We start from the raw sequence: 13,249 nt of genomic DNA on the forward strand, positions 1-13,249 counted from the left end.
ATGCAACTGACCCTGACGAAGAAGCTCGAAAACGACGGCCGTTTCGCGCGCGGCGTGACGCTCGCGGTCGACTGGATCATGCGCGCGGTCGGCGCGGTGGCGGCCTGTCTGGTGATCGCCGAAACGCTGATCCTGCTGACGGGCGTGATCTTCCGCTATGCGCTGGATCAGCCGCTGATCTGGTCCGACGAACTCGCATCAATCCTGTTTAGCTGGCTCGCGATGTTCGGCGCGGTGCTCGCGCTGCATCGCGGCGCGCATATGCGGCTCACCGCGATCGTCGCGCGGCTGCCGGACAAATGGCGCGGCTGGCTCGAAGCGGTCAGCGCGATGACCGTGTGCGCGTTCGTCGGCCTCATCATCACGCCGGCGATCGAGCATATGCAATTGCAGATGCCGGTCAGTACGCCCGCGCTGCAACTGCCGGACGGCTGGCGCTGCGCGGCGCTGCCGGTCGGCGCGGTGCTGATGCTGATCGCCGCGCTCGCCCGCCTCGCGCGCGACGTGACGCTCGCGCAGTTCGTCGGCGCGCTCGTCACCGCGGCATCGATCGGCGCCGCGCTGTGGTTCGCGCAGCCGTATCTGCTCGCGCTCGGCAATCTGAACCTGATCGTGTTCTTCGTCGTGCTGGTCGGCCTGTGCGTCGCGGGCGGCGTGCCGATCGCGTTCAGCTTCGGCACCGCGACGCTCGCGTATCTGGTGCTGATGACGCACGCGCCGCTCGGCATCGTCGTGAGCCGGATGGACGAAGGGATGGCGAATCTGGTGCTGCTGTCGGTGCCGCTCTTCGTGCTGCTCGGCGCGCTGCTCGAATTGAGCGGACTCGCGCGCTGCCTGATCGACTTCATGGCGGCGCTGCTCGGCCATGTGCGCGGCGGCCTGCAATACGTGCTGCTCGGCGCGATGTTTCTGGTCTCCGGCATCTCCGGCGCGAAAGCCGCCGACATGGCCGCGATCGCGCCCGCGCTGTTTCCGGAGATGCAGCGGCGCGGCGCGAAGCCGGAAGAACTCGTCGCGCTGCTGTCGTCCACCGGCGCGATGACCGAAACGATTCCGCCGAGCCTCGTGCTGATCACGATCGGCGCGGTCTGCGGCGTCTCGATTACCGCGCTGTTCGTCGGCGGCATCGTGCCGGCGATCGTCGCGACGCTCGCGATCGGCTTCGTCTGCTGGCGGCGCGCGCGGCTCGAGCCGCCGAACCACAGCACGCGCGCGCCGCTCCGCACGATCCTGCGCACCTTCGTGATCGCGCTGCCCGCGCTCGCGTTGCCGATGCTGATCCGCGTGGTCGTCATCGAGGGCGCGGCCACCGCGACCGAGGTGTCGACGATCGGCATCGCGTACACGCTGATCGCCGGCGTGCTGCTGCATCTGTGCGGACGGCGCATCGAATGGCGGCGCTTGTACTCGCTGCTGATCGATACCGCGAGCCTGTCCGGCGCGATCCTGCTGATCATCGGCCTCGCCACGGCAATGGCGTGGGCGCTCACGCAATCGGGCTTCTCGGCGTCGCTCGTCAACGCGATGGAGCAGATGCCCGGTGGCCCGCGCGCGTTCCCGTGCGTGTCGATCGTGCTGTTCGTCGTGCTCGGCAGCGTGCTCGAGGGGATTCCCGCGATCGTGCTGTTCGGTCCGCTGCTGTTTCCGGTTGCGCGCGCGCTCGGCATCCATGACGTGCACTACGCGATGGTCGTGATCCTGTCGATGGGGCTGGGGCTCTTCGCGCCGCCGATGGGCGTCGGCTTCTACGCCGCGTGCGCAATCGGCAAGGTGTCGCCGGATCGCGTCGTGAGCCGCGTATGGGGCTATCTCGGCGCGTTGTTTATCGCGCTGCTGGTGGTGGCATTCGTGCCGTGGCTGTCGGTTGGGTTGCTGAACTGAAGGGCTTTTGAAGCCGTCGTTTTCAGCCGCGATTTTTAACCCGCGTTTTGCCGCCTGCTTTTTTCACCGTTTTCCTTCCTATTCGAGAGTTGGCCCGTGAACCTGAATCCTCATGCTTCTCCCCGTGCCGCGAAGACGGCCACACTCCCGCGCATCGCGCTCGTGACCGGCGGCGGCTCGGGCATTGGCGCGGCGATTTCGCAGCAGCTCGCCGAAAACGGCCACATCGTGTTCATCGGCGACATCAACCCGCACGCCTCGCGCGACCTCGCCGCCACGCTGTGCGCGGCCGGCCACGAAGCGTATGCGGTAGAGCTCGACGTGTCGTCGCCCGCATCGATCGACGAAGCATTCGGCACGATCGGACAGGCGTTCGGCCGCTGCGACATCCTCGTCAACAACGCGGGCATCGCCAAGACGTTTCCGTTTCTCGACTACCCGATCGAACACTGGCGCAACGTGTTCGACGTCAACGTGACGGGGCCGATGCTGTGCGGCCAGCACGCCGCGCGTCTGATGCGCAAACAGGGCTGGGGGCGCATCGTCAATATCGCGTCGATAAGCGGGCTGCGCGCGAGTTCGGGGCGCACCGCGTACGGCACGTCGAAGGCGGCGGTCGTCGGGCTGACGCGGCAGATGGCGATCGAGCTCGCCGAATACGGCATCACGACGAACGGCGTCGCGCCTGGACCGATCGACACGCCGATGACGCTCGATCTGCATTCGGCGGTCGCGCGCGAGAACTACACGCGCGCGGTGCCGGCGAAACGTTATGGCGTGCCGGAGGAAATCGCCGCGGTGGTCGGGTTCCTGTGTTCCGAGCAAGCGTCGTATGTGAACGGGCACACGGTACCCGTCGACGGCGGCTTCATGGCGGCGGGGGTGCTGGAGATCTGAGCACGCTGGCCTGCGCGCCACGTCGAATGGCATGAGCGGCAATCGCGCCCCTCATGCCGCTCCCGCTGTTCAGAACCTGTGCCTGATCCCCACCCGCGCCATCGCCTGCCGGCTGTTCGACGACGAATCGTCCGCCGCGGTCATATACGCATCGTCGAGCGCGGTGCCCGACGAGCCGTTCACTTTCATGTAGGTCCCCTGGATGTACACGTCGGTGCGCTTCGACAGGTTGTAGTCGGCCATCAGCCCCACCATCTGCCAATGCAGCTTCGCATTGCTCCGCGATGCGTCGAGCTTGCCCTGCGTGTAGTAATACATCGCGCCGAGCAGGAATGCGGGCGTCACGTTGTACGTCGCGTTGATCTCGAAGTTGTCGAATTTCAGCGACGACACGCTCTGTCCCGGCGGAACGATCGAACCGCTGATGTACTGGAACGAGGTCGGGTCCTTCAGATCGGTATGCGTGTAGACGAAAGCAAGCGTCGACTGGCCGATCTGATAGCTGAGGCCACCGCCATACACGCGCTGGCGGCTCGCGAGAAAGCCCGCGTCGTCGGTCGTGACCGCGCCGGCCGTGTTCGCGCCGGGATCGTTGACGTTGATAAAGCCGAGACCGATCGTCAACGGCCCCTTCGTATAGCCCGCGCCAACGCTTTGTGCATTGTTCTTCGAGAACTGCCCGGCACTGTTCGAGAACGCATAGGTCGTGCTCAACTGGAAGCCGGCCAGATTCGCACTATTGAACTGCACCGCGTTGTCGAAGCGGAAAAAGTTGTCGGTATTGTCGTTGCCGTACGGATGGTCGAACAGGAAGCCACCCCAGTTGCCGTTAGCGGTCAGCGGCCCGAGGAATTCGACGAGCGAATCGTATTGGCGGCCGAACGTCAGCGAGCCGATACCGTTCTTCGACAACCCGACATAGGCCTGGCGCCCGAACATGCGTCCGCCTTCCATGGCGCGCCCGCTGCTCACGTCGAAGCCGTTTTCGAGCGTGAATACCGCCTGTATGCCGCCGCCGAGATCTTCGGAGCCCTTCAGTCCCCAGCGGCTGCCTTGCGATTCGCCGCTCGCCATTTCCCAGTTCGAATGGCCACGCACATTGCTCGTGTAGTTCAGCCCTTCATCGATCAGGCCATACAGCGTCACGCTGTTCTGCGCATGCGCACCCACTCCGATACTGCTCGCAATCAGGAATCCCGCTAACTGTTTCTTCTGCATTTTCAGCCTCTTTTTTTAAATAATCGTTATGTGCCGCCCCGCGGGACGGACAGGCAGGGTCTTTTTCGACAGGCGCGGCGCGCCACGTTTAACCAGTCGCCGGGGATGGCTTACTCGCCGTAGATGTCGAAGCTGAAGTACTTGTGTTCGAGCTTGTCGTAGGTGCCGTTCTTGCGGATCGTCTCGAAGGCCTGGTTGATCTTCGCGATCAGTTGCGCGTCGCCCTTGCGCGTGCCAATCGCAATGCCTTCGCCGGTCGCGCGCGGGTCGTTGACCTCGGCGCCCGCGAACGCGAACGGCTTGCCGCGCGGCGTGCGCAGGAAGCTCAGTTCGGCCTGGATCGACGCCTGGAACGACGCGTCGAGACGCCCCGTCGAAAGATCTTCGTAGATCTGGTCCGGACTCTGGTACGACACGATCGTCACGCCCTTCGGCGCCCATTCCGCGCGCGCATAAGTCTCCTGCACCGAGCCTTGCTGCACGCCGATGCGATGGCCACGCAGCGACTCGACCGTCGGTTGCAGCTTCGAGCCGGCCGGCGCGACGAGCCGCGCCGAACCCGCATAGAGTTTCTCGGTGAAATCGATCTGCTCACGGCGCGCGGGCGTCGCCGTCATCGCCGAGAGAATCGCGTCGAACTTGCGTGCTTTCAACGCGGGAATCATGCCGTCGAAGCTTTGCTCGACCCACGCGCAATGCACATTCATCTGCGCGCAGATCGCGTTGCCGAGATCGATGTCGAAGCCCACGAGCGAACCTTCGGGCGTCTTCGTTTCGAACGGCGGGAACGTCGGATCGACGCCGAACGTCAGCGTCTGCGGATTCGCCGCCGACGCCGCCGATGCCGCGGTCAACACGACAAGCGGCACGGCGGCCAGCGCGAAAAGAGTCGAACGGATCAGTCGTTTCATGGTGTCTCCAAACCAGGAAGAGGCGCGCTCGCGCGAATCGAGCAGCAGGTTGCCGTCGATGTTATGGAAGCCGCGGGCAGGCGACGGCCCCTGCCCTCGGCCTGTCGAAACGCGTGCGCTCAGCACAGGAAGCGCTCGGCGAGCCGCACCCAGTAGCTCGCGCCGAGCGGCAGAATCTCGTCGTTGAAGTCGTAGCCGGGGTTGTGCACCATGCAGCCGCCCGCGCCGTCGCCGTTACCGATGAGCAGATAGCAGCCCGGACACTGTTCGAGCATGTAGGCGAAGTCCTCGCTGTTCGTGATCGGCCGCATGTCGTGAACGAGGGCGGCGTCGCCGAGCCAGTCCCGCACGACGGACTGCGCGAGCCGCGTCTCGTCCGGATGATTGAACAGCACCGGATAACCGCGCTCATAGTCGATCTCGGCGCGCGCGCCGTACGCCTGCGCATGCGCGTGAGCAAGCGCGGTGATGCGCTCCTGCAAATGCTCGCGCACGTCCTTGCTCAGCGAGCGCACCGACAGCCGCAGCTCGACGCTGTCCGGAATGATGTTGGCCGCGCTGCCGCCGTGAATCGCGCCGACCGACACGATGCCGGTTTCGAGCGGATCGACGTTGCGCGCGACGACCGTCTGCAAGCCCATCACGAGCGACGCGCTCACGACGACCGGATCGACCGCCTTGTGCGGCACCGCGCCGTGCCCGCCATAGCCGGCAATGCGGATCGTCACCGTGTCGGCGGCGGCCATGAACGGCCCCGCGAGCAAGCCGAAGCGGCCCACTGGAAAACCCGGCATGTTGTGCATCGCGAACACCGCGTCGCACGGAAAGCGTTCGAGCAGACCGTCTTCGAGCATCTTGCGCGCGCCGCCGCCCTGTTCCTCGGCCGGCTGGAAAATCAGGTTCAGCGTGCCCTTGAAGCTGCGCGACTCCGCGAGACAGCGAGCGGCGGCAAGCAGCATCGCGGTATGGCCGTCGTGGCCGCACGCGTGCATCACGCCGTCGCGCCTGCTCGCGTACGCGAGTCCGGTCGCCTCGGTGAGCGGCAGTGCGTCCATGTCGGCGCGCAGGCCGAGCGACTTGCCGCCGCCGTTCGTCAGCGTGCCGACGACACCCGTGCCGCCGAGCCCGCGATGCACGCTGTAACCCCACTCGGTCAGGCGCCGCGCGACCAGTTCGCTCGTTTCGAATTCCTCGAAACTCAGCTCGGGATGCGCGTGAATGTGCCGCCGCAGCGACACCATTTCGGCTTCGATCGCGCGCATGCGCGGCGGAATAAATTCCTCGATGGATTCGGACATGATGGCTCTTTTGCGTGAACTGTCGGCGCATCATAGGCAGGCCATTTTTCAGCGGGAAGCCGCAATTTTGTTATATTGATAACCAACGGTTGTCACCGTATTCACCCCTCCATTCCCTTTCGCCCCCCTTGCCTGCCGATGAAAATCCACCAGCTCCAGGCGCTCGTGACGGTCGCCGACGCGGGCAGCATCCGCGCGTCGGCCCGGCTGCTCGGCGTATCCCAGGCCGCGGTCACGAAGGCGTTGCGCGAACTCGAAAAGGAGCAGCAACTGACGCTGCTCTCGCGCAGCCCGAGCGGCGTGAGTTTCACCGACGCGGGCCAGACACTGCTCAGTCACGCGCGGCTGATGATCGGGCAACTCGAGCGCGCGACCGAAGACCTTGCGAAACTGCGCGGCGACCAGACCGGCAAGCTCGCGATCGCGGTCACGCCGCTCGTGATGCTGACTTTCATGGCGGAGACGATCACGCTGTTCCGGCAGCGGATGCCGAAAGTGCGGCTGGAAATTTTCGAGGGATTGACCGCGGTCGCGCTGCCGCGGCTACGCGAGGGTTTGCTCGATCTGTCGGTGGTGCCGCTGTCCTCGACGGTCACGAGCCGGGAGTTCGATCACGAACTACTGTTCACGTACCAGTCGTGCGTGATCGCGCGACGCGGGCATCCGCTTGCGCAGCGGCGCTCGATTCACGATCTGCTCGAACAGGACTGGGCGGTCAACTACACGGCCGCGAGCTATGAGGGGATGATGCGCAACATCTTCTGGCAGCACGGCGCGTCGATCGAACCGCACCGGCTGCATTGCGCGCATTCGAGCACGTTGCTCACGGAACTCGTGCGTCATAACGACATGCTGACGCACTGCCCGCGCGCGCTTCTGCTGACCGATTCGATGCGCGACTGGGCACAGCCGCTCGATCTCGCCGAGCAGTTCGACCTGAGCCGGGTCGCGGTGATCGGCCTGCACAACACGATGCGCAGCGACGCGAGCCAATGCTTCGTGGAATGCCTGTCGGCGGTGATTCGCAAGCGCAGCCGCTCGGCGAAGGCACACAACCGTTTGCTGTTCGATCTGCTCGATATTCTGCTTTGATGGGGACGACTCAAGCCGCTTCATCACGATAATTCGCGAATTTCGACATTTGCCCAATCCCGGGGTTGAAACAGTTGCACGGGTCGAGTTGCCGATAAAACGCCGCAAGCCGGGGTTTCGCGCGATACAGATGGCCGACGTTATGTTCCGCGGGGTACTCGGCGCCGCGCTGGTCCAGCAGCTTCCACATCCTGTGTTCGACTTCCAGGCAATCGTTGCCCTTCCTGACGATATAGTCCTGGTGAAACACATGACAGAGGAAGTGGCCGTAGTACAACTTCATCGCGATCGTCGCTTCGATATCGGGCGGCAGCGTCTCGATCCACTCACGATCATTACGGCGCAACGCGATGTCGAGCGCGACGATATTCTCCACTTCACGGCTATGCACCGCGCGGTATCGGACCGCGGCACCGGCCGCGGCGAAGCGATGGAGAAACGCTTTTCTGCCTTCTTCATCGGTGCATTCGAAATAGCCCCCCGTCGCGTTCGCAAAGTAGCCGGAAAGAAACGCATGCGTTTCGTCGACGCTATCGGCTGCGACCTTGAGCATCAGGTGATGCTCGTACTTGTCGCGATACTGTTTCATTCGCGCCGGCAAATGGCTCGGAAACAGCCGGCTCGCGGCCTGCATGACGCGATCGGTAAGATGCGAAGGAAGAAAGCCGAGACGGTCGAACAGCGCATCGAAACGGCTCTTCAGCGCAAACAGCGCCGGCAGCCGCGACGTGCCGAGATAGTTGATCGCGAGAAAGGTGTCCTTGCCGTACTCCTCGGCGACGTCGAACGCGTCGCGATGAAGGTATTCGCCCGAGATCGGCAGGTACTTGAAATCGTGCAGCGCGTGGCGGCGGATCTCCGTGAGCTCGTCCGGCCGGTTCGTGCCGATGTAGAACACCTTGGCGTTCCGCTCGACCGGAAAGGTATCGAGCCGCACCGCGAACACCATCAGCTTGCCGGCCGAGCCTGACGCCTCATACAGGCGCTGCGGGTCGGCATTGAAGCGGGCCGGCGTATCGGCATCGATCTCGCGAACGTGAGTCGCGTAGTCATGGTCGGACCCGGCGCCCGCGTCGTGCGAGATGTCGGCGTCCGAAAACTCGCCGCGTTCCAGCCGGCCGAGCATGCCCTCGGGCGTGTCCCCGAGTTCGATGCCCAGATGGTTGACGAGACTCAGCCTGCCTGACGCATCGACCTGCGCAAATACCGCCATTTCCGTATAGGCCGGCCCGCGCTGCACCAACGCGCCCCCCGAGTTGTTGCAGACCCCGCCGAACACCGATGCGCCGATGCAACTCGAACCAATGACCGAATGCGGCTCCCGGCCGAGCGGCTTGAGGATTTTTTCCAACTGGTCGAGGGTGGCGCCCGGCAGGCAGACCACCTGCCTGCCGCCGTCGATCACGAAGACCTTTTTCATCCGGCTCGTACTGACGATCACGATGTCGCGGTCATAGTCGTTACCGTCGGGTGTCGAGCCGCCTGTCAGGCCCGTGTTCGACGCCTGCGTGATGACGATGACGTTCGCCGCGATGCATGCCTGCAGCACTTTCCATTGCTCGACGAGCGAGCCCGGGCGCACCACCGCGAGCGCGTCGCCTGCGCCGAAACGGAAACCGGTCCGGAAGCGGCGGGTTGCGCTTGCGTCCGTCAGCGTGTGCCTGTGGCCCACGATGGCACGTAACGCCGCGATCAACTTTTGGGCTGCGTCGTCCCGGCCGATAACCAGGGGAGTATGCGCTGCTGACATCGAATTCTCCTCGTGAGATGTTGGGCATGACGCGCATCGGCTTCGTCCGACGGCTCGGGCCGCGGCCTTTGAGCGCATCGGGTTGACACGAAGGTTAAAATCACTCCGGTCATTCGTCCAATATCTTGAAGTCGTTATTTGGAGACGAAAAACATATGGAATTTCGCCAGTTGCGTTACTTCCTGGCCGTCGCCGAGCACCTGCATTTCACCGATGCCGCGACTCACCTGGGAATCGCCCAGCCGCCGTTGAGCCAGCAGATCCTGAAGCTCGAGCGGGAAATCGGCACTGCGCTGTTTATCCGGTATCCGCGCCGTGTCGAATTGACTGAAGCGGGCCGACTCTTTCGCGAACGCGCGCGGCGCATCGTCGAGGACGCGCAACAGGCACTCGCCGAAGCGCAAAACGCGGGGCGCGGCGAAACGGGACGGCTCTTGCTCGGTTTCGCGGGATCGACGGTGTTTCATCCGATGGTCGCGATGACGATGCAGCAGTACCGGCATGCGTATGGGCGCGTCTCGATAAGCTGCGAGGAGAGCAACAGTTCGCTGCTGCTGGATAAAGTCGCCGAGCGGCAGCTCGACGCCGCGCTGGTGCGCATGCCGCTGAACTGTCGGGACCTGATCGTCGAACCGCTCGTCGACGAAGCGATGTTGGCCGTATTGCCGGCGAGTCACCGTCTGAACCGGCGGCGGCGCATCGATCTGGCGGACCTCGGAAACGATCCGTTCATCCTGTTTCCACGATCCATTGGTCCGGATCTTTACGACTCGATCATCGGCGCCTGCCGCGAAGCCGGCTTTGCGCCATCGCTCGGCATGGAGTCGCCGCAGATCTCGTCAGCGGCGAACCTCGTGTCGGCGGGGTTCGGGGTGGCGGTGGTGCCGGCGTCCATCCGGCAAGTCCAGGTCGAAGGCGTGTCGTACCACCCCCTACAAGGCAAGCCGTTATCCACCGGTATCGCGTTGATCCATCGGCAACGCGAAAAATCGCCGACGGTGCTGAATTTCGTCAGGATAGTGCGCAAGCAGCGCCAGGCTTCCCGGCAAGGCGTACCATGAAACAATAGCCTTATTGCTCACCGCGGCTCATTACAGGGAGAGCATCATGAGACGTCTCTATTTCCTCGCGCCGGACGTACCCACGGCCAAAGCCATCGTCGACGATCTTCTGCTGGCCCGTATCACATGGAGACATATCCATGCGCTGGCGAACCACAGCGTCGAACTCGACCAGCTACCCGAAGCTACCTTGCTGCAAAGCAGCGATGTCGTGCATGCGCTGGAGCGCGGCGTCGCGTTGGGGGGCGCGACCGGGGCCATTCTGGGTTTGATAGCCCTCGCCTTTCCACCGGCCGAACTAGTCGTGGCCGGTGGTGCGATCGTCGCGTTGACGCTGGCGGGTGCGGGATTCGGCGCGTGGACGGCCGCCATGATCGGTGTCGACGAGCCCAACACACGACTCGGCCGATTCCGCGACGCCATTCGCGCAGGACAGATCCTCGTCATGGCCGATGTGCCCGCCGCGCGTGAGGAAGAGATCGCGGCGCTGATCGCCCGACATGTCCCGAACGCCGATCCGGAAGGCGCTGAACCTACGACGCCCATTTTTCCTTAGCTCACCGCGTGCGTTGGTTCGGGGAAACAACGGGAAGAAGTGCCATCACCCGGTTCGCGTCTTGTGGCCGGTCCAACCGTAACCTTTCTTCACGAGCGATTCCCCCCGCGCCGGGAATGGCCACTTTCGCGTGCCCCGGCGTGGGAGCCGGGATCGGCTTTGCCGCGGGCCGTCTGTTCAGCCGGCGCATCACTTCCTGACTCCAGTCTGGTTACGCCGCCGATTGCGGGCGGATCACTCGCCGGAAAGGTCTCTTCGATCGCTTCGTCGAGGGCGCTGTCCGATACCTGCGCGATCGGTTCATGCTTCCGATTCGCTCTCGTGCCCGACGCCGCGCGGGTATGCCGTATATGTTTGATGACTCGGGTCATCATGACGGACTCCATGCAATGGTTACACGCCAGTAGCGTGAACTAATTTGATTTGATCGCAGGAGTCATCAGCCTGAACGGCAATTATAGGGAACCCCATCCCTTTTACGAAGATAAGTAATCCGCACTCCGTCGTCAAGTGCGATACGCGGACATCGTGCGTGTGCAAACCAGGTAGCTCGGCTCAATGGCTGTCCGACGTGTCCTGGCTGTTGCTATTGCTGCGAATGATGGCACTGAGCCAGTTCGCGAGTTGGTTGATCTCGTCGTCGGAGAGCGTCTGGAGATTGATGAATGGCGATTTTCCCCCTTCAGCCAACCTCAACAGCTCGTCTATTTTCAGATGCAGGGCTCGCGCATCCCGGTTCTGCGTGTTCTGGATGAGAAAAACCATGATTGTCGGGATGATCGACGATGCGGTATTGATCGTCAGTTGCCACGTATCGGAGAAGTGAAAGAAAGGACCGGTTACGGCCCAAACGAAAAGCACGAAGACCGATATCGCGAACGCCCAGGGTGAACCGGATGCGTCCGAAGCACGTTTGGCAAACTGATGGAACAGGTCATTCATCGTCGGCACCCTTGATATGCTGGCTTCATGAAAGTGCAAGCGGCCGACGCGGATACCCCGCGAACACCCATGTGCGCAATGAACCCGCGTTCGACGACCTGACATCGCAGAACAGGAACATGCCGCCACCACGGGATTGACTCACGGTACGACCTACATGTCCGCCACCACACGGCTTTTTGCTCATTCGACTCGTTCATCGGCAAACGCCAACGAACCCGTTGAACTGACATGTAGGCATCATCAGCCGCGCGACGGCGGCGGTTCAAGGAAGGAATGCCATCTCCTCGCCGTAGTCTAGCAAGAAAGGAACATTCGCGACGATCGCGCTGTGCATCCCGAGGCATTGCTCATTGTGGCGCTCCCCAATAGAATGGGAAGTAACACGGAGATGGCATTCCTCCGCATAACCGCCCGCAAGGGCTGATGATGCCTGCAGACCCTGGAAAGGGAATTGCGGGCTGTCATCCGACGATCCCTGCCCAGGCTTGTGTTCTCGAGTCTGGCGCGCCAATGCGTTTCATCGCCCCACTGCTTGCCCAATATGCACGGCCTCCCTTACGCCAGTGGGTAAGGGAGAGTGTCGCCTCGTTCTCATCCGGCGCTCGGCGCAATGGCCGGCAGTCGATACTTCCAGGCGGAGAATACGCAGACGCGGCGGGAGAGTCATCGTGACGCTATCCATAGTCACGAACCTGCTGCAGATCCTCGCGGTGTTGCTTTTTGCTCCGCTCGCCAAGGGCGTCCTGAACAGGCTCAAGGAGCGCTTCCAGTCGAGGCGCGGGCCACCGGTACTGCAACCGTACTACGACCTGTGGAAGCTTTTCCATAAAGACACCGTCGTTTCCGAACATTCGTCATGGGTATTCCGGATAACGCCGTACCTTGCCTTCATGGCGCCACTCGTCGTTACGCTGCTGATCCCCGTGCTGACGGCCTATCCCCTTTTCATGGCCTTCATGGCCGACATGGTGGGCGCCGGGTTCATCCTCGCTCTCTCGGGATTCTTCTCGTCCGCGGCGGCGATCGATACGGGCAACCCATATGGCGCAATGGGTGCCAGCCGTACCCGCATGGTCGGCATTCTCGTCGAGCCGATCTTCATGATGATTTTTTTTGCGGTTTCGTTTACCGCGGACTCGACCATTCCCTACATCGTCCAGCAGAAGTGGATGACTTCGATCGCCGCCTTCTTCGCTCCGTCTCATCTTCTCGTCATCATCGCGTTCGTGATGATCATCCTCGCGGAGACGGGAAAAATTCCGGTGGACAATCCAAGCGGCGATTTCGAGCTGGCAATGATCGACGAGGCCAAAAACCTCGAATATTCAGGCCGGGGCGCCGCGCTCATGCATTGGGCGAGCAGCATGAAGCTTCTTGTGCTCATGTGCGTGCTTCTCAACGTGCTGGTTACCCCGTGGGGTCTCGCGACCGGCAAGGACATTCCTTCCGTATTGCTTGCCATCCCGCTGGTCGGGCTGAAGATTCTGGTGCTCATATTCGTACTGGCGCTCATCGAAACATCGCTTTCGAAGCTCCGTCTGTTCCGTATTCCCGAGTTCCTTGGAGCCGCATTCGTCACCGTGTTCGTGGCGCTGATCGTTCACGTCTTTTCCTTGTGAGTCTTGCATGGACCATTCGAT

Annotated in this window: 11 protein-coding genes and 3 riboswitches; of the genes, 6 read left to right on the top strand and 5 right to left on the bottom strand. The window is 62.8% G+C overall.

Annotated elements, in window-relative coordinates:
- Both QM685_RS04250 and QM685_RS04255 read left to right on the top strand, forming a co-directional pair.
- Positions 1–1,881 carry a TRAP transporter large permease subunit gene (locus tag QM685_RS04250; protein WP_415113032.1) on the top strand — a complete coding sequence of 627 codons (1,881 nt, stop codon included), beginning with the start codon at positions 1–3 and terminating at the stop codon, positions 1,879–1,881.
- A gap of 96 nt (positions 1,882–1,977) precedes the next feature.
- Positions 1,978–2,778, top strand: coding sequence for an SDR family NAD(P)-dependent oxidoreductase (locus QM685_RS04255; RefSeq protein WP_415113034.1), 801 nt, complete (start codon positions 1,978–1,980; stop codon positions 2,776–2,778).
- A gap of 69 nt (positions 2,779–2,847) precedes the next feature.
- Here the strand turns inward: QM685_RS04255 and QM685_RS04260 are convergent, their stop codons facing one another.
- The 3 genes from QM685_RS04260 to QM685_RS04270 form a co-directional block, all read right to left on the bottom strand.
- Positions 2,848–3,996 (bottom strand): porin, encoded by a 1,149-nt coding sequence (locus tag QM685_RS04260; protein ID WP_415113036.1) that lies wholly within the window; start codon positions 3,994–3,996, stop codon positions 2,848–2,850.
- A 110-nt stretch (positions 3,997–4,106) separates the two neighbouring features.
- Positions 4,107–4,907, bottom strand: coding sequence for an ABC transporter substrate-binding protein (locus tag QM685_RS04265; protein ID WP_415113038.1), 801 nt, complete (start codon positions 4,905–4,907; stop codon positions 4,107–4,109).
- A 119-nt stretch (positions 4,908–5,026) separates the two neighbouring features.
- On the bottom strand, positions 5,027–6,205 hold the full coding sequence (locus QM685_RS04270) for a M20 aminoacylase family protein (protein WP_415113040.1): 1,179 nt from the start codon (positions 6,203–6,205) through the stop codon (positions 5,027–5,029).
- A 138-nt stretch (positions 6,206–6,343) separates the two neighbouring features.
- Between QM685_RS04270 and QM685_RS04275 the strand changes: the two genes are divergently transcribed.
- The gene (locus QM685_RS04275) at positions 6,344–7,297 is read left to right on the top strand and encodes a LysR family transcriptional regulator (protein WP_415113042.1); all 954 of its coding nucleotides are present in this window, start codon (positions 6,344–6,346) and stop codon (positions 7,295–7,297) included.
- A 10-nt stretch (positions 7,298–7,307) separates the two neighbouring features.
- Here QM685_RS04275 and dld read toward each other — a convergent pair whose 3' ends face one another.
- On the bottom strand, positions 7,308–9,047 hold the full coding sequence (gene dld, locus QM685_RS04280) for a D-lactate dehydrogenase (RefSeq protein ID WP_415113044.1): 1,740 nt from the start codon (positions 9,045–9,047) through the stop codon (positions 7,308–7,310).
- Between the two features lie 155 nt (positions 9,048–9,202).
- Between dld and QM685_RS04285 the strand changes: the two genes are divergently transcribed.
- A complete protein-coding gene (locus QM685_RS04285) occupies positions 9,203–10,108 on the top strand; it encodes a LysR family transcriptional regulator (protein WP_415113046.1) in 906 nt (301 codons plus the stop codon).
- A gap of 46 nt (positions 10,109–10,154) precedes the next feature.
- Complete coding sequence (locus QM685_RS04290) at positions 10,155–10,664, top strand: DUF1269 domain-containing protein (protein WP_415113048.1); 510 nt, start codon at positions 10,155–10,157, stop codon at positions 10,662–10,664.
- 423 nt (positions 10,665–11,087) lie between these two features.
- A riboswitch (Fluoride riboswitch) is annotated at positions 11,088–11,148 on the bottom strand.
- Positions 11,149–11,219: 71 nt separating this feature from the next.
- Here QM685_RS04290 and QM685_RS04295 read toward each other — a convergent pair.
- Positions 11,220–11,606: a low affinity iron permease family protein gene (locus tag QM685_RS04295; protein WP_415113050.1), complete on the bottom strand. Its 387-nt coding sequence runs from the start codon at positions 11,604–11,606 to the stop codon at positions 11,220–11,222.
- A gap of 227 nt (positions 11,607–11,833) precedes the next feature.
- Positions 11,834–11,902, bottom strand: a riboswitch (Fluoride riboswitch).
- An 82-nt stretch (positions 11,903–11,984) separates the two neighbouring features.
- A riboswitch (Fluoride riboswitch) is annotated at positions 11,985–12,049 on the top strand.
- Positions 12,050–12,277: 228 nt separating this feature from the next.
- On the opposite strand from QM685_RS04295, the gene QM685_RS04300 reads away from it, so the two are divergent.
- Positions 12,278–13,228 carry a respiratory chain complex I subunit 1 family protein gene (locus QM685_RS04300; RefSeq protein WP_415113052.1) on the top strand — a complete coding sequence of 317 codons (951 nt, stop codon included), beginning with the start codon at positions 12,278–12,280 and terminating at the stop codon, positions 13,226–13,228.
- Positions 13,229–13,249 lie beyond the last annotated feature (21 nt).

The sequence above is a fragment of the Paraburkholderia sp. genome (assembly GCF_047605525.1).
Lineage (GTDB): Bacteria > Pseudomonadota > Gammaproteobacteria > Burkholderiales > Burkholderiaceae > Paraburkholderia.